General features: G+C 64.1%; 15 protein-coding genes and 2 pseudogenes. 8 read left to right on the forward strand and 9 right to left on the reverse strand.

What is annotated here, in order from left to right; translation table 11 throughout:
• Positions 1–109: 109 nt before the first annotated feature.
• Entirely contained in the window at positions 110–1,018 is a 909-nt protein-coding gene (locus tag FOM02_RS11490) for a DUF2189 domain-containing protein (RefSeq protein ID WP_027559302.1), read from the reverse strand.
• 333 nt (positions 1,019–1,351) lie between these two features.
• On the opposite strand from FOM02_RS11490, the pseudogene FOM02_RS11495 reads away from it, so the two are divergent.
• A pseudogene (locus tag FOM02_RS11495) lies at positions 1,352–1,715 on the forward strand (DUF3597 domain-containing protein).
• Positions 1,716–1,791: 76 nt separating this feature from the next.
• On the opposite strand, the gene FOM02_RS11500 reads toward FOM02_RS11495, so the two are convergent.
• Positions 1,792–2,067 carry a GNAT family N-acetyltransferase gene (locus FOM02_RS11500; protein ID WP_027559300.1) on the reverse strand — a complete coding sequence of 92 codons (276 nt, stop codon included), beginning with the start codon at positions 2,065–2,067 and terminating at the stop codon, positions 1,792–1,794.
• Between the two features lie 104 nt (positions 2,068–2,171).
• Here FOM02_RS11500 and FOM02_RS11505 point away from each other — a divergent pair, with 104 nt between their 5' ends.
• Complete coding sequence (locus tag FOM02_RS11505) at positions 2,172–3,107, forward strand: tetratricopeptide repeat protein (protein WP_027559299.1); 936 nt, start codon at positions 2,172–2,174, stop codon at positions 3,105–3,107.
• Between the two features lie 199 nt (positions 3,108–3,306).
• Positions 3,307–3,705 (forward strand): SPW repeat protein, encoded by a 399-nt coding sequence (locus FOM02_RS11510; protein ID WP_027559298.1) that lies wholly within the window; start codon positions 3,307–3,309, stop codon positions 3,703–3,705.
• Positions 3,706–3,752: 47 nt separating this feature from the next.
• On the opposite strand, the gene FOM02_RS11515 is transcribed toward FOM02_RS11510, so the two are convergent.
• The 3 genes from FOM02_RS11515 to FOM02_RS11525 form a co-directional block, all read right to left on the reverse strand.
• Positions 3,753–4,028, reverse strand: a complete 276-nt coding sequence (locus tag FOM02_RS11515) for a GNAT family N-acetyltransferase (RefSeq protein ID WP_027559297.1) — start codon at positions 4,026–4,028, stop codon at positions 3,753–3,755.
• A gap of 11 nt (positions 4,029–4,039) precedes the next feature.
• The gene (locus FOM02_RS11520) at positions 4,040–4,555 is read right to left on the reverse strand and encodes a DUF3828 domain-containing protein (RefSeq protein WP_027559296.1); all 516 of its coding nucleotides are present in this window, start codon (positions 4,553–4,555) and stop codon (positions 4,040–4,042) included.
• A gap of 85 nt (positions 4,556–4,640) precedes the next feature.
• Complete coding sequence (locus tag FOM02_RS11525; protein ID WP_027559295.1) at positions 4,641–5,003, reverse strand: hypothetical protein; 363 nt, start codon at positions 5,001–5,003, stop codon at positions 4,641–4,643.
• A gap of 95 nt (positions 5,004–5,098) precedes the next feature.
• Here FOM02_RS11525 and FOM02_RS11530 point away from each other — a divergent pair, with 95 nt between their 5' ends.
• The 3 genes from FOM02_RS11530 (at position 5,099) to FOM02_RS11540 (ending at position 8,179) form a co-directional block, all read left to right on the forward strand.
• A complete protein-coding gene (locus FOM02_RS11530) occupies positions 5,099–5,596 on the forward strand; it encodes a hypothetical protein (RefSeq protein WP_027559294.1) in 498 nt (165 codons plus the stop codon).
• 105 nt (positions 5,597–5,701) lie between these two features.
• Complete coding sequence (locus FOM02_RS11535) at positions 5,702–7,309, forward strand: acyl-CoA synthetase (protein ID WP_027559293.1); 1,608 nt, start codon at positions 5,702–5,704, stop codon at positions 7,307–7,309.
• Between the two features lie 9 nt (positions 7,310–7,318).
• The gene (locus tag FOM02_RS11540) at positions 7,319–8,179 is read left to right on the forward strand and encodes a PCC domain-containing protein (protein WP_027559292.1); all 861 of its coding nucleotides are present in this window, start codon (positions 7,319–7,321) and stop codon (positions 8,177–8,179) included.
• A 117-nt stretch (positions 8,180–8,296) separates the two neighbouring features.
• Here FOM02_RS11540 and FOM02_RS11545 read toward each other — a convergent pair whose 3' ends face one another.
• Positions 8,297–10,360: a DUF1217 domain-containing protein gene (locus tag FOM02_RS11545; RefSeq protein WP_265441778.1), complete on the reverse strand. Its 2,064-nt coding sequence runs from the start codon at positions 10,358–10,360 to the stop codon at positions 8,297–8,299.
• A 1,009-nt stretch (positions 10,361–11,369) separates the two neighbouring features.
• Between FOM02_RS11545 and FOM02_RS11550 the strand changes: the two genes are divergently transcribed.
• Both FOM02_RS11550 and FOM02_RS11555 read left to right on the forward strand, forming a co-directional pair.
• Positions 11,370–11,936 carry an SRPBCC family protein gene (locus tag FOM02_RS11550; protein WP_027559290.1) on the forward strand — a complete coding sequence of 189 codons (567 nt, stop codon included), beginning with the start codon at positions 11,370–11,372 and terminating at the stop codon, positions 11,934–11,936.
• Between the two features lie 2 nt (positions 11,937–11,938).
• A pseudogene (locus FOM02_RS11555) lies at positions 11,939–12,847 on the forward strand (YncE family protein).
• A 67-nt stretch (positions 12,848–12,914) separates the two neighbouring features.
• Here the strand turns inward: FOM02_RS11555 and FOM02_RS11560 are convergent.
• From FOM02_RS11560 to FOM02_RS11570, 3 genes are read right to left on the reverse strand one after another with little or no spacing between them, the layout of a single operon-like run.
• Positions 12,915–13,841, reverse strand: coding sequence for a nucleoside hydrolase (locus FOM02_RS11560; RefSeq protein WP_027559288.1), 927 nt, complete (start codon positions 13,839–13,841; stop codon positions 12,915–12,917).
• A 36-nt stretch (positions 13,842–13,877) separates the two neighbouring features.
• Positions 13,878–14,522 carry an HAD-IA family hydrolase gene (locus FOM02_RS11565; RefSeq protein ID WP_027559287.1) on the reverse strand — a complete coding sequence of 215 codons (645 nt, stop codon included), beginning with the start codon at positions 14,520–14,522 and terminating at the stop codon, positions 13,878–13,880.
• 53 nt (positions 14,523–14,575) lie between these two features.
• Positions 14,576–15,139 carry a DinB family protein gene (locus FOM02_RS11570; protein WP_027559286.1) on the reverse strand — a complete coding sequence of 188 codons (564 nt, stop codon included), beginning with the start codon at positions 15,137–15,139 and terminating at the stop codon, positions 14,576–14,578.
• Between the last annotated feature and the right edge of the window lie 38 nt (positions 15,140–15,177).

Below are 15,177 nucleotides of genomic sequence, written 5' to 3' on the forward strand. Positions count from 1 at the left end.
TCTGACCGGCAGGCGCAATCTCGATTGTAACCGCGGCCAAAGCAAGGCGTATGACAGTTCGCGATCCCGCCCGAGCCGGGCTCGGGCAGGATCGCATGTCACGATGGCGTCAGGCGTCTGACCTGTTACGCCAGGGGAAGAGGTTGGCGGGGAAGTCGGCGGCCGGCTTGCGCGGGCGATGCGGCGGGGGCGGCACCGGGCGCGACCCGGGCTCCGAGGCGATCACCTTGCGGTAGAGGTGCCAGGTGGCGTGGCCGAGCAGGGGGATCACCACGGCAAGGCCGAGGAAGGCCGGGATCGTACCAAACGCCAGCAACACCGCCACGATCAGACCCCAAGCCGCCATCGGCACCGGGTTCTTGGCGACGACGCGCAGCGAGGTGACCATCGCCTCGAACGCGCCCGCATGGCGGTCGAGCATGAGCGGGAATGACACGGCGCTGATGCAGAGCGCGGCGAGGGCGAACAGGAAGCCGGCGCCGCAGCCGACCACGATCAGCCACCAGCCTTGCCGGGTCGTCAGCACGCGCGTCATGAAATCGGAGATTCCGGTCACGCCCTCATAGCCGAACGCCGACACATAAATGGCCTGCGCGGTCGCGACCCAGGTCACGAACAGGGCGAGCAGCAACGTGCCGAGGCCGAGCATGGCGCCGAACGAGGGCGAGCGCAGCACCTCCATGGCATCCCAGGCACTTGCCTCTTCGCCGCGTTCGCGCCGGCTGGAGAGCTCGTAGAGACCGAGCGCCGCGAACGGCCCGATCAGCGCGAAGCCGGCGGCCAGAGGAAACAGCAGCGGCAGCACCGAATGGCCCATCACCACGCGGGCGAGCACGAGGCCCAGCACCGGATAGATCACACAGAGGATGATGGCGTGGCTCGGAACCGCCTTGAAATCTTCCCAGCCGCGCTTGAGCGCATCGTGGAGGTCGGAGAGTTGGATGGTTCGGATCACCGGTCCAGCCGCGTCAGTCGGCTGGACCATCGTTGGGACATTGCCCCGGTAGAATGTGGCCATGGTCGCTAGCTCCCTTGCCGGGCGGCCGCATTCGGCGCCGGCAACGGCGCAAGCGGCCGCCATTCTCTGAGTTGCGCGATCCCGACCAGACGCGAATTCCGGAAGACATCGCGAGCTGAGCGAGAAGCGTACGCCCATTTCCGAGTCCTGTCCCTCACGCTTGGGTGAAATTCGATGTCGCAGTGCAACCTCGAATGTGTCATTCGGTCGTCATTTCGCCGCAGATAAGCTGATGCTGCTTGTTCGTTCGCAGGAACGCGGGCGCAACGCGGTAACTTCGTCTATAAGTGCCGCTCAAGGCCCTTCCAACGGATCCTTTTTCGGGGAGCAGACATGAGCATTTTCGGGAAAATCATGGGCGCGATCTTCGGCAGCCATCCGGCTGCCGCCGCACCCGCAGGCAGCGCAATCGGCGCCTGCTGCCGCGCCGGCGGCAACGGTCGACGTCGCTGCGATCGTCGACAAGGCCGCGGCCGCTCACAAGGGCGAGAAGCTGGAGTGGCGCACCTCGATCGTCGACCTCATGAAGGCGCTCGACATCGATTCCAGCCTTGCGGCGCGCAAGGACCTCGCCAAGGAGCTCGGCTACAGCGGCGACATGAACGACTCCGCCAGCATGAACGTCTGGCTGCACAAGCAGGTGATGTCCAAGCTCGCCGCCAATGGCGGCAAGCTGCCGCCGGAAATCAAGCACTGACCGCTTGATCGGTCATTGCCAAGGGGATTGAGTCTAGGGATGAGAAGGGCCCGCGATTTCGCGGGCCCTTTTTCTTTCAGGCGACGAGGTCGGCATCTTCCGGATGCCGCTCGAGATAATCGACGACGAAGCCGCAGCCGGCGATCACCTTCTTGCCGTCGCGGCGGATCAGCTCCAGCGCGCCCTTCACCAGTTCGGACGCGATGCCGCGGCCGCGCAGCGCACGCGGCGTCTCGGTGTGGGTGATGATCACCGCCGACGGCGTCAGCCGGTAATTGGCGAAGGCGACCTCGCTGCCAACGTCGAGCTCGAAGCGGCCCTTCTCCTTGTTGTCGCGTACCGATGCCGCCATGCAATATCCTTCCGAAGCGCTGCCTCTTTCCTGATCTAGGCGCCTGAACCGGCCCTTGCCAAGGTGCGACCAAGGGAGGTTGCCGCAGGGGAGATATCTCGAAAATGCGTGTCCCGCTCAGCCTCATGGCGTTGCTCGCCGCGCTTGCTTCGACGGCGCCGCTGCCGGCTGCGGCCGAAGGCGGTCCGGTCTGGGACGCATGCGTCGGGCTGACCAGCACGCCGGAGGAGCGGGTCAAGGCGTGCTCGACCGTGATCGAGACCAGGAGCGAGAGCGGCCACCGGCTCGCCGGCGCCTATTGCAATCGCGGCCATGGTCTCACCGAGAAGCGAGAGCTCGACGCGGCGCTGTCGGATCTCGACGAGGCGGTCAGGCTCGCTCCCGACTATGCCTGCCCCTTCAACAATCGCGGCCGCGTCTACAGCTTCAAGCGCGACTTCGATCACGCCATCGCCGACTACGATCAGGCCATCAAGCTCGATCCCTCGCTGGCGCTGGCCTACAGCAATCGCGGCGAATCCCGCTACAACAAGGGCGATCTCGACGGCGCCTTCGCCGACTTCGATGCCGCGATCAAGCGCGATCCGAACTATGCCACGGCCTACACCAATCGCGCCTTGGTCTACTACCGCAGGCACGACGTGGCGCATGCGCTTGCCGACTACACCATGCGGATCAGGCTTGCGCCCAGCCTGCTCGCCTATATCGATCGCGGCAACGTCTATCGCGACAGCGAGCAGCTCGACCGCGCCGCCGCCGACTATGGCGAGGCGATCCGCATTGCGCCGACCGATGCGCGCGGCTGGCGCAACCGCGGCATGATCCGGCTCTACCAGGGCGACGACAAGGGCGGTCTTGCCGACTACGACAAGGCGCTGCAATACGATCCCTCCGACGTGTTCTCCTGGAACAATCGCGGCCAGGCCAAGCTTCGGCTCGGCGACAAGCAGGGCGCGATCGCCGACTTCAGGAAGGCGCTGGAATCGAAGCCCGGCCTGCCGGTCGCGCGCGAGGCGCTTCAGAGGCTCGGGGCCCTGTAGCCGCAGTGCGATATGAGTTGGTGACCGGCGAACATCGCGGCGGCCATCGAAATAATCCTCGCATTCGCTCTTGCGCGGTCGCCGGCGGCTCCCACGTCTTTTGCAGGACATACGCCGAATGCGGCAGGCAGGGTCGCTAGATATTCGGTGTGTCATGATCGCCAGCCGCAGACGTATGCCTCTGTCGTAGGAGGGTACGATGTCGGACTTTGGTTTCTTGAATACTCATCGAACATGGGAAGACTGGTGCGGGATGGTGCTGGGCGCACTGATCGTCGTCTCGCCGTGGTTTCCCATCCAGGAACAACCCGCGATCGCCGCAGACTCAATGGTCATCCTGAACGCGGTTGCAGTCGGCCTGGTCGTGTTTGGCATCAGTCAGCTCGAATATGTCGCGCTGCAACGCTGGCAGGAGGTGGCGACGATCCTGGTCGGATTGTGGCTCATCGCCTCGCCCTATTTCCTCGGCTATTCCGGTGAAGGGTTCCTGCGCATCTACCACACCAGCCTCGGCGCGGTGACGGTCCTCCTTGGCATGCTGCTGCTGTGGCAGGACTGGGATCTGACTGACCAGGACATGCTCAAGCACGGGCGATAGGCCGTGGACGTCGGCAGGCCCGCCCGGCTACAGGCGGGCCTGCGCCCTCATCGCTTCGCCAGGTCCTGGTACTCCGGATGCTTCTCGATCCACGCCTTCACGAACGGGCATTGGGGGATCAGCTTCAATCCGGCCGCGCGGACCTGGTCGAGCGCGCCTTGCACCAGCTTTGAGCCGACGCCCTTGCCGCCGAGCTCCTTCGGCACGTCCGTATGCTCGAAGGTGATGACTTCGCCGTCGAGCTTGTAATGCTCGGTCGCGAGATGGCCCTCCACCTCGAGCTCATAGCGGTGATGGGCCTTGTTGTTGATGACGTCGCTCATGTCGTCTCCGGTCAGCTCTTCAGCGAGTCCGTCAGCATCTTGCGGATCGACCAGGCTTCGCCGTCGGAGGAGCCCTTGATGTCGTCGATCTTCCAGCTATTGGCCTCGCGCACGAAGTCGTAACGCACGATCTGGTCGGCGGGTTTCCGGTCGTTGCGGTGGCCGGTGATGGTCACCGCGACCGTCGCCTTGTCCGCTTCCATCTTCTCAGCGTCAACCTTGAACGACTTCACGTCCGGTTCCTGCGAATTGGTGACCGGATCGAAATCGACCGGCCCGACGTCGCCTTTCGGCGTGTGCGCATCCGCCTTGGCCCATAGCGCGACCAGCGATTTGGAGAGGTAGTTTGACTTCGCTGCCTTGTTCTCGATGACGAAGGCGGCGCCACCGTCGCCCTTGCCCTTGGCGGCGCGGGTATAGATCGCGGTCAGGATGGCGACGGGATCGGTGGGAGCGGGAGTCTCGGCGAAAGCCGGGGCGATTCCGGCAAGCAGAGAGGCGGCGACGAAAGTCCGACGGGTGAGCATGAACTGTCCCTGAGATGACGGCGCGCGACAACAGGCCGGAGTGGCCGGCGCGTATCTCTGTAGACCGATGGAGCGGCTGTTCGGTTCAATCACTCGCCTTGGCGAGCCTGGAGTCTTCCGGCTGGGGCTGTTGGCGGAGGCAACCCTGGCAGATGACGAGGGAGCGGTTGACCCTGGCGTCCTGCTCGGCCTCGATGCCGTCCTGCACCTGCCACCATTCCCTAGAATAGGGCTGAAGTCCGGCCTGCGATCGGGTGCGATCGGCCGCCGCTGCGGCGCGCATTGCACGCGATGAGGCAGAGCGCGGCTGGTTGGGATTCTCGCCGGCGCCGTCCCAGGCGTAGCGTGCAGGCTTGAAGGCGGGATTGGGTGCGAGATGGGCTTGCGGGGCGACGGCACATCCGGCGAGCGCCAGCGACAACAGGAGGAGGGCGGACGCTTTGACCATGATGCGGCACTCTGTACGCGAGAACTGAGCGAAGGTTGCGCTGATCATGTTTAAAATTCCCTGAACGATCGTGCCCGCACCGCCGACAAACGCGCATGCGCTATCTCATCCTCCTGCTCGCTCTGTTCGCTTCCACTGCGCGCGCCGACGATGCGAAGCCGTTCAACCCGGCCGACTATCCTCCCGCCGTGCAGAAGGCGCTGCATTATGCCAACGAGGAATGCGAGAGCCAGGATGGGGGCGTCGTGACCTTCGCCTCGGATACCGTGCGCAAGGTCGATCTGACCGGTGATGGCCGCGAGGACTACATCGTCGATTTCCGCGACGCCAAATGCGGCGACCGCGAGACCACCTATTGTGGAACCGGCGGCTGCGTCATGACCATCCTGGTGACGCTGCCTGACGGCAGCGTGCGCCCGGTGTTCGACGGCTATATCCGCAGCTACAAGATCCTGGCGCCGCCGATCAAGCGTGGCGCCGCGCGCACCGTCCGCTTCGATCTGCACGGTAGCTATTGCGGCGGTTTTGGCACGCAGGCCTGCGTCAAGGAGAGGGCGATCACGGCAACGCCGTTCGCATTCAAGCAGCCGTAGGGCGGGCGCGGGGCCGATGGTCTTGCTACGTCGCTGGCGATGGCGATAAATGGGCTTCAATGAGCGGGCGGCTTGCGCGCCGACCGCACTCGAAGAGGAAGCCCGATGCAGCCCCTGCGCATGTCCCGCCGCGTCATGAATCTCGCTTACATGCTGACCCAGAATGCGCGGCGGCATGGATCGCGCCCCGGTTTCGTCTGGGGTGACCGATCCTGGACCTGGCGCGAGATCGATGCGCAGGTCTCCGCGCTGGCCGCGGCGCTCGCCGCGCGCGGCATCGCCAAGGGCGATCGCATCCTCGTCCATTCCAAGAATGGCGACGAGATGTTCTTCTCGATGTTCGCCGCGTTCCGGCTCGGCGCGGTCTGGGTTCCCACCAATTTCCGCCTGATGCCCGACGAGGTCAGCTATCTCGCCGAGGCCTCGGGCGCGAAGGCATTTTTGTGCCATGCCGATTTTCCCGAGCATGCCGCGGCGGTGAAGGGTGGCGCGCTGGAATTCATTTGGAGCGTCGACGGCAAGGCGTCGTTCGGCGAGACGTCGGTCGCGGAGGCCATCGCGTCGAAGGCGGGTAGCGCGGTCGAGAACGTCGCAGTCGAGCACGACGATCCCTGCTGGTTCTTCTTCACCTCCGGCACCACCGGCCGTTCCAAGGCTGCGGTACTGACCCACGGCCAGATGGGTTTTGTGGTCACCAACCATCTTGCCGATCTCACCCCAGGTGTGACGGAGGCGGATGCCTCGCTGGTGGTGGCGCCGCTGTCGCATGGTGCCGGCGTGCACCAGCTGGTGCAGACCGCGCGCGGCGTCTGCACCGTGCTGCTGCCGACCGAGAAGTTCGACATCGACGAGGCGTTCCGCCTGATCGAGAAGCATCGCGTCGCCAATCTCTTCACGGTGCCGACGATCCTGAAGATGATGGTCGAGCACCCCGCGATCGACAAGTACGATCATTCCTCGCTGCGCCACGTGATCTACGCCGGCGCGCCGATGTATCGCGAGGATCAGAAGACTGCGCTGAGGAAGCTCGGCAAGGTCATCGTGCAGTATTTTGGATTGGGCGAGGTCACCGGCAACATCACGGTTCTGCCGGCGGCACTGCACGATCCAGAGGACGGCCCATATGCGAAGATCGGCACCTGCGGCTTCGAACGCACCGCCATGCAGGTCTCGATCCAGGACGACGAGGGCCGCGAGCTCGCAGCCAACCAGAGCGGCGAGATCTGCGTGATCGGACCTGCGGTGCTTGCGGGCTACTACGACAATCCCGAGGCCAATGCGAAAGCGTTTCGCAACGGCTGGTTCCGCACCGGCGACCTCGGCCATATGGACGAGGAAGGCTTTGTCTACATCACCGGCCGCGCCTCCGACATGTACATCTCCGGCGGCTCCAACATCTATCCGCGCGAGATCGAGGAGAAGATATTGACCCATCCCGCGGTCGGCGAGGTCGCCGTGCTCGGCGTGCCCGATGCGACCTGGGGCGAGGTCGGCGTCGCCGTCTGCGTTGCGCGGGAAGGCGCGAAGGCCGTGACCGAAGCCGAGATGGCGGCGTTCCTCGGTGCGAAGGTGCCGCGCTACAAGATGCCAAAGCGCTTCTTCTTCTGGGAGGCGTTGCCGAAGTCGGGCTATGGCAAGGTGCCGAAGCGGATGGTGCGCGACGAGCTCGAGGCGCGCGGCCTGCTCGATCTCGACAAGACGAAGGCGAGCTGAGCGTACGCGATGCGGAATATCAAGCAGCCGGGCGCGCCGCTTCCCGAACGCATCCAGTGGGTGGAGGCGAGGGGGCGCGCCTTCGCGTTCACGCTTCAAGCCGGCCTGCCGTTGCTGGAAGCCGCGCGCCGCGGCTTTGCGGCGGAGGGATTTGCCGGTGGCGTGCTGAACTTCGGCCGCGGCACGCTCGGGCCGTTCGCCTATGTGATGCCGGCGCTGTCGAAGACCGGCGAGAACGCGGCGTTCTACAGCGATACATTTCGGCCGGGCGGCCTGACGCGCACCAAGCTCGGCAGCATGACGCTCGGCTCGCGCGACGGTGCGCCGTTCTTTCATTGCCACGGGCTCTGGACCGAGGCGGACGGCAAGGCGAGCGGCGGCCACATGATGCCGGACGAGACCATTGTCGCCGAGCCGTTCGAGGTCGAGGCGTTCGGCCTCGATGGCGCAGCGTTCACTGCCGAGGTCGATCCGGAGACCAACTTTAGGCTGTTCGGACCTTTGGCTTCCGCGAGCACCGGTGCGCGCACGACGAGCCGCGCCTTTGCCTTGCGGCTGCGGCCCAACCAGGATTTTGCCGGCTGCCTCGAAGACTTCTGCCGCGCGCATGGCATCGCCCGCGCGAAGATTCACGGCGGCGTCGGCTCCACCATCGGCGCGCGCTTCACCCATGGCGGCGTGACCGAGCCGTTCGCGACGGAGCTGGCGGTGACGGCGGGGACGATTGCGCCGGGCGCTTCGGGCGCACTCGAGGCGGCGCTCGACATTGCCTTGATCGATTATACCGGCGGCGTCGCGGATGGCCGCTTGATCCGTGGCGACAATCCCGTGCTGATGACCATGGAGCTGGTGCTCGAGGTCATGGGCTAGAGCATGATCCGGAAAAGTGCGCAGCGATTCTCCGAAAAAATCATGCTCAACTAATAACCTAAAGCGCGATGACGATTCATCCTGATCTCATCCCGCTTTGGGATCGCCGAGCGATCATCAGTGCGAACGTAGCTTGGCAATGGCCAGGTACGTCGAGTCACTTAACCCCGAGTTCGATCCCTGAAAGAGGTTGAGCAGGGGGGATTGACCTTGACCTGTGCTCTGGCTGTTTCTGATGTCGTACATCGCGGAGAAACGGTTCAACAGCTTTGCAACCTTGGTGGGGTCGGACAGATCCGTGATCTTCATGAATCTGTCCACGAACTTGGCCTGCTGATCGATCGGCATCGCCGCCATCGAGTCAGGTAAATCGAACGTGGTCCTGAACACCTCCGAGAGGGCCTTGTCGGCGAGGATGTCGTAGGCGGAGGTGATTTCACCCGCCTTGCGCTGGAAATAGAGCGCGAGGCGCACGCCGGGATTCGTCTCACCCTGCTGCTGCTCCAGGCTTTGCTGGAGATAGTTCGCCTGTGTTTCCCGGAATTGATCCCGCTTCTGGGGACCCATCATCGGCAGGCGTGCGACGTTGCCTTTGCTATCGAAGTTGAACGATGCCACGATTTCAGCAAAGCGAGGATCGCTCTGCGTGTTCGCGAAGCTCTTGGGATTGCTCAGATCGGAGGCGAAGATCTTCTCGAGAAATTCGGAGCTGACCTTCTTGGGGTCCAAGCCTTTGGCGACGAGAATGAAATCGACCATCTTCCGGTTATCAAGCAGCTCGGAAACGCTGTCGATGCCAGCGATGGCTTCCTGATAGGACGTCGCGTCCTTCTGGGCTTGTGCCCGAACTGCCTTCTGCTGATCGGGGCTTGCCTGCTTCACTGCTTGAATGACGTAGTCCTTCGCAATATCGAGGACTTCAGCCGGGTCCTGAGCCACCAGGGGCGTCGTCAGGTTGCCCTTTGCGTCGAAGTTGAAGGCGCGCGCAAGCTCGACGTAGCGATTGTCCTTGAGCGTATAGACGTAGCTCTTGGGATCGCTGAGGTCGCTTTCGAGCACCTTCTCGACGGTTTCCTGCGAGACCTTTGCGGGATCGAGGCCGACGGCGCCCAGCGCGAAGTCGTACACGGCTGGAGTCGATACGAACGTCTGGAGCGAATTGATGGTGAGGATGGCCGTTCTGAACTGCCTGATGGCGAAAGCTTCGTTCAGCGGGCTTGCAGCCGCATAGACCGCGGACTTGCTGTCGTCGTACGCCTTTGTCGTGAGCGTGACGTTTGCAGCAGTCTGGGCGGACACGCCTGACGGAAGCGACCCGTCAGGCGAAAATTCGAACGCGCCGGCCAAGTCTACAAAGTTGCCAATCGTCGCGATCTGGTCGCCGAGGTCGGATACGCTCTTCGTGTATGATTCCAGGTGATATTTTTCGACCAGGATCTGGACCTTCAACTGGGACACGTCAGCGCCCGGCTGCGAGAGTTGGGCCGTGTAGTCGGCGATCTTCGTATTGGTGGCGCTCACGTCCGATTTGGCTTGAGCGAGCTGGGCGTTGAGGCCAGTCAATTGAGATGCGAATGTGGTGTTGACGTAGCTGTTTGGATCGGATGGATCGCTGCGCAGGACCTGGCTGATCGTGTCGCGCGGCCACTTGCTTTCATCGATCCCGAACGCTGAATAGACGTAGTTGCGAAGACGATCGTCGTTCAGGAGCTGGTCGGCACTGGTGATGGTGCCGATCTTGGCGTTGTAGTAGTTGGTGTCGTCGGCAAGCGCGTCGACTTGGCTCTTCTTGGTCGCGGTGTACAGGCCGATCATCTCATCGGTCTGGTCGTCCGATTGCGCGACCGGCGTTGCAGTGCCGTTGAAGGAAAATGCCGCGGCAAACTCCTGGTAGCGCTTGTCGACCAGCTTGTTGACGAAGCTCTTGGAGTCGTTGAGGTCGCTCTCCAGCACCTTTTTCATGAAAGCCTTGGCGTAGGCCATGTCCTCCAGGCCATATGCCTTCATCGCATAATGATAGAGGCGATAGTCCTTCATGAAATCGTCGACGGTCTTCACCTTGCCGATGTTGGCCTTGTAATAGGCGGCCTCTCGCGCGACGTCCGTCTGCTGTTCGACGCGCGTCAGAGACTGCTTGAGGTTGCGCGTGATGTAGCTGTAGCTGAAATAGGTTGTGACCATCGCGCATTCCTCGCGGCTTTAGTGTCCCGGACGTCGTCAATCATTGCCGGGGTCGCGAGGTGGGAGCTGGCCTCATGCCAGCAAGCTGTCTTACGTCGTCTCGGGGCGTTTCTGGCCTGCAATCTCAAGTGTTAGTTCGCGCCCAGTAACGCTTGCCGGGTCTATTTCTGTTTATTTCTAAATGTTTCTCAGATGCAGCTTTCGCGAGGATTGTGTTCCCGATATGTTCTAGCGGGCGCTGCCCAGGTTGCGGTGACATGCTTCGCCTTCATTTGGTGTTTTAGCGCGCGGACGCACTTTCCCGTTCTCGCGGCACGTCGTGCCCGAGCTTTGCGATTGCCCCCGAAAATGCCGAGGGCGCAGGGAAGGCCGGGTGCCGGCCGGGCACCCACGGTCCACTGTGCGAAAGGTGGCAACAAAAAATTGCACAGCGGCATACAGGTGAAGCCAAACATCCGGCCTTCCTTGCGCAGTGGTTTGACGGCTTATGTCGCGCTCTCCCCGGGGAGCGATGCACTATTGCCCCCGTCGCCTTGCCGCTCGCTGACGCGCGTGCCCGGTTGGGCCGCAGCATCACAGCAGGACTTGGCGCACAGACCCCGGGCGCCAGGACCACACGATTTTGCCGTACGCAGGCTGCACCGGTCGTGCGCGCGCTAGCCGTCGCTCACGGTGTGAACCGCCCTGCAAACCGCCTTCGCGCCGACGCCGCCTGCGTCCACCACGTCCCATCCCGCGTGTCGTGACGATCGCGATACGCCCCTCGGCCCGGGCTGGGATGTCCAAATCATGCGATATTTCCGAATTCGCGTAAAGCGAATTGTTTTCGCCTGGGTGCATTGACGTTGCTCTTGCGTGTGTTGCCTGTCGGGCAACGCAACGGATGGTGTGGATGGGCGAGCGCCTCCGCCACAGCCGCGCCGCGAACCGGTCTCGCCATGGTCCAAAAATGCGCTACCATGACCTCAGCGCGCCCCAAGTCGCGCGGATTGAGGAGTGAGGAAACGGTATGAGGACGAGAAGCGGAACGGCGATCGCCGGGGTGGCGGCGCTGGCGGTGGCGGGGATGGCTCTGACGGCTGTGTTTGAGCCGGTCTGGGCCCACGGGCCGACCCGGCAGAAGGTGCGGGAATCCATCGAGATCAACGCGGCCCCGGCCAAGGTGTGGGCGGCGATCGGCAATTTCCAGGACATGGGCTGGCTTCCGCCCGTCACCAAGACCGAGGGCGAGAAGGGTAACGAGATCGGCGCGACGCGGAAGCTGACGCTGACCGGCGGCGCCACGGTCGATGAGGAGCTCTACAAGTTCGACGCGGCCGCGATGACCTATTCCTACCGGATCACCACCGTCGACGTGAAGGTGCTGCCGGTCACCAACTATTCCTCGACGCTGACGGTGACGCCGAGCGCCGACGGCAAGGGTGCGACGCTGGAATGGGCCGGTGCGTTCTACCGCGGCTATCCCAACAACGATCCGCCGCCGGAGCTGAGCGACGAAGCCGCCAAGACCGCGGTGAGCGGGCTCTACAAGACCGGCCTCGAGGCGCTGAAGAAGAAGATCGAGAGCGGAAGCTGACCGTGCGCGCGCTGGCTCTGGCGGCGCTCACCGCCAGCCTCTGCATTGCAGTTCCCGGCGGCGCATCCGCCGAAGAGGCGTTCGTCACCAACCAGCTCAGCGACGATCTGATGGTCGTGGACCTCGCGACATCACGCGCGGTCGCGACCATCCCGATCGGCGGCAAGCCGGCGGGCGTTGCCGTCAGCCCGGACGGGCGCTTTGCCTATGTGACGAGCCCCGACGCCCAGATCGTGCCATAGACCGTGCCCTGCCAGAGCCTATCGGGGTCCGGCTTGATGTCCGTCTATGTCGCCGACTGGTATGCGGCGGCGGTGCGGGTGATCGATGCGGCCTCGCGGCGCCTCACCGCCAGCATCGCGGTCGGCGCTTCGCCCTCGGGGCTCGCGGTGACGCCCGACGGCAAGCTGCTGCTCTCGGCGGACCGCGACGACGACAGCGTCTCGGTCGTGGACACCGCGACGGGCCAGCGCAAGGCGACCATCAAGGTCGGCACCCGCCCGTTCGGCGTGACCATCGATGCCGAGGGTAAGCGCGCCTACACCGCCAATGTCGGCTCCGACGACGTCTCGGTGATCGATATCGCCGCGGGTGCCGAGATCGGCCGCGTGCCGGTCGGGATGCGCCCCTATGCGGTGGCGCTGGCGCAGGGCCGCGGCTTCGTCACCGACCAGTATGGCGGCACCGTCAGCGTATTCGATCTTGCGAGCCTGAAGCCGGTCAAGCGCATCAATGTCGGCGACTATCCTGAAGGCATCAACGCGACCGCCGACGCCAAGCGCATCATCGTCGCCTGCTGGGAGAGCAACACGCTCGATGTCATCGACGCCGCCGAGCTGAAGGTGATCGGCGAGATCAAGACCGGCGACGGCCCGCGGGCGTTCGGGGCGTTTTTGCGGAAGACGGAGTAGGGGGCTGTAGCCCGCATGAGCGGAGCGACATGCGGGACGCTCCCGGATAACGCTTCGCTCATCCGGGCTACGGCACCTTTGACGCAGCGAAGTCTCGCAGCTTCACGAAAAAATCCTTCAGGATCGGGTTGCGGTCCACATAGGTCACGTAGCGGATCGGATGCCGCCTGCGGTCGACGCTCCACGTCATCTGATCCGTGATGACCGGAGCGGGGATGATCACGCTCGGCGCCCAAGCGGGGTTGAGCAGCCAGCCGACCGCCGCCATGTCCCAGATCTCCTTGGCCCAGCCCATGTGGTCGGACGAATATTCCTTGAAGCGCATGGCGAGAAACGCGCCGATGTTGCCGTGGGGTTCGACGTAGCGTTCGATCTCAGGCACCGTCGAGTGCAGGCGCGAGGTGACGCCCATGCACGGGACGAGGACGAGCGGCACGCCACTGTCGAGCAGCACCTGCGCGCCGCCGACGTCCTGCTTCAGATTGAACTCGACCGTGTGGGGCCATTCCAGCGCATGGCCGCCGAGCCAGACCACAACGATACGGTCGATGATCTCGGGCGCTCTTAGCAGCGCCGAGGCGACGTTGCTGATGGCGCCGATGGCGACGACGTAGAGCGGATTGTCCGGCGTGCCCGCGCGCGCCCGGGCGATGAGGTCGTCCACGGCGGGGGCCGTCCGCGCCGTCTTGCCGGGGCCGAGATAATCGGTGACGCCGCGGTGAACCAGGCCTTCCGGCGCGACGTTCAGGCGCTCCAGCAGGCGCAGGATTTCCTGATAGCTCAGCTCCATGCCGTGGCCGGGACTGTCCGCGCGCGCATTGAAGAACGGCGCGGCGTAGATCGCCTCGACATCAAAGCGGTCCTTCGACAGCAGCATCTGCACGAGCGCGAACTGATCGTCGATTTCGTTATAGGTGTCGGTGTCGAGCACGACCCGCAACCGGCCGACCGGCGGCTCCAGGAGCTTGAGGCGGCTTGCGTCCGTGAGTGTCATCGGGCGTCTCCCTTCGCCGTGCGCGGCGATTGCGGATCAGGCGCTCTGCGAAATCCGGCAGACCACTTCGGCAATCTCCTCCATCTGCGCGAACATGTGATCCGGCGCAAGCGCCCGCAACGCCGCCGGGGCCGCGTAGCCCCAGCACACGGCGCCACAGGCGATGCCGACGGCACGCGCCGCCTCGATGTCGCGGACCTCGTCGCCGATCGCGATGGCCTTGCCCGGCTCTACGCCCGCGCGCCGGATGACACGTCGGAATTTCGCGGGCTTGCCGAACAGCGATGCCGCGCAGTCGAAATGCGCGAACAGCGCCGCGGCATCGCCGAGCTTCTCACGCGCATTGGCCTCGCTGTCGGATGTCACCAGCGCGAGCTGCACGCCGCTCTCGATCAGGGTCCGCAGCATCGCCTCGACGCCCGCGAACAGCGGAATCTCGCTAGCTGCCTCCGCCTTCAGCCGCCGCGCATGCCGCGCGATCGCCGGCAGCTTCCACAAGGGCACCTCGAGCCGGGAAAGGATCTCCCGCGTCGAGGCATGCCGCAGCCCCTCGACGTCCTCATCGGCGACGCGGCGAAAGCCGAAGCGATCGGCGACGTCGTTGATGGTGCGCAGGAACCAGGGAAAGCTGTCGACGAGCGTGCCGTCGAGGTCGAAGATGGCGAGGGTGTTGGGAGGCATCCGGGGAGCTGACGACGGGTAACAAGGGCAGGCGAACCTGCCAGGTTCGTCCGCTATGATATCCAAACGGTGCTCTCGGTCCAGCCGAGTTCGGCGAACTCGGCGGCCCGGAGCGGTGCTTCTCCCTCCGCGAAGAATTCGTCGAGTTGAGGCGGCGCGACGGCCGTTGCGGACAGCATGGCGTGCGCCTGCCCGCGATGATGAATCTGATGCTGAAAGAGATGCATGAGCAGCCGGTCGCGGCGCTCGGTCTGAATCCGCGAATCTCGGTTGATCCTGACGACCCCGTCGAGAAGGTTCGGCGTCAGCGCATCGCAGACTGCGATCAACCGCCGGTCGATCGCGGCTTGAGCGGGTTTCAACGCGGCCAGCGATGGGTACGGGACTTCGTTCTCCCAGGCCGCAGGTCCAAGCCATCCACCCTCCAGCGCATCGACATAGAAGAGGTCGATGACATAGATGTGGTTCAGCGTACGCTGCAGGCTCGGGAAAAAGCCGGTTCGCTCGGCTTCAAAATCGCCTTGGCTCAAAGCGGTGCAGGCAGTCAGCAGCCGGTGGTTCGCCCAGCCATTGTTGTGGGCGAAGGCGCGGTAGGTTTGCACAAAGCCAGCGGACAAGCTTGATCTCCCTTGGACCAATCGTCGGCGGATTTCGC

Source organism: Bradyrhizobium sp. SEMIA (assembly GCF_014844175.1).
In the GTDB taxonomy this organism is placed as follows: domain Bacteria; phylum Pseudomonadota; class Alphaproteobacteria; order Rhizobiales; family Xanthobacteraceae; genus Bradyrhizobium; species Bradyrhizobium arachidis.

Bases quoted from the DNA above. Each gene is read 5' to 3' on its own strand.
- FOM02_RS11490 (WP_027559302.1), bottom strand. From the start codon at position 1,018: ATGGCCACATTCTACCGGGGCAATGTCCCAACGATGGTCCAGCCGACT.
- FOM02_RS11500 (WP_027559300.1), bottom strand. From the start codon at position 2,067: ATGGCGGCATCGGTACGCGACAACAAGGAGAAGGGCCGCTTCGAGCTC.
- FOM02_RS11505 (WP_027559299.1), top strand. From the start codon at position 2,172: ATGCGTGTCCCGCTCAGCCTCATGGCGTTGCTCGCCGCGCTTGCTTCG.
- FOM02_RS11510 (WP_027559298.1), top strand. From the start codon at position 3,307: ATGTCGGACTTTGGTTTCTTGAATACTCATCGAACATGGGAAGACTGG.
- FOM02_RS11515 (WP_027559297.1), bottom strand. From the start codon at position 4,028: ATGAGCGACGTCATCAACAACAAGGCCCATCACCGCTATGAGCTCGAG.
- FOM02_RS11520 (WP_027559296.1), bottom strand. From the start codon at position 4,555: ATGCTCACCCGTCGGACTTTCGTCGCCGCCTCTCTGCTTGCCGGAATC.
- FOM02_RS11525 (WP_027559295.1), bottom strand. From the start codon at position 5,003: ATGGTCAAAGCGTCCGCCCTCCTCCTGTTGTCGCTGGCGCTCGCCGGA.
- FOM02_RS11530 (WP_027559294.1), top strand. From the start codon at position 5,099: ATGCGCTATCTCATCCTCCTGCTCGCTCTGTTCGCTTCCACTGCGCGC.
- FOM02_RS11535 (WP_027559293.1), top strand. From the start codon at position 5,702: ATGCAGCCCCTGCGCATGTCCCGCCGCGTCATGAATCTCGCTTACATG.
- FOM02_RS11540 (WP_027559292.1), top strand. From the start codon at position 7,319: ATGCGGAATATCAAGCAGCCGGGCGCGCCGCTTCCCGAACGCATCCAG.
- FOM02_RS11545 (WP_265441778.1), bottom strand. From the start codon at position 10,360: ATGGTCACAACCTATTTCAGCTACAGCTACATCACGCGCAACCTCAAG.
- FOM02_RS11550 (WP_027559290.1), top strand. From the start codon at position 11,370: ATGAGGACGAGAAGCGGAACGGCGATCGCCGGGGTGGCGGCGCTGGCG.
- FOM02_RS11560 (WP_027559288.1), bottom strand. From the start codon at position 13,841: ATGACACTCACGGACGCAAGCCGCCTCAAGCTCCTGGAGCCGCCGGTC.
- FOM02_RS11565 (WP_027559287.1), bottom strand. From the start codon at position 14,522: ATGCCTCCCAACACCCTCGCCATCTTCGACCTCGACGGCACGCTCGTC.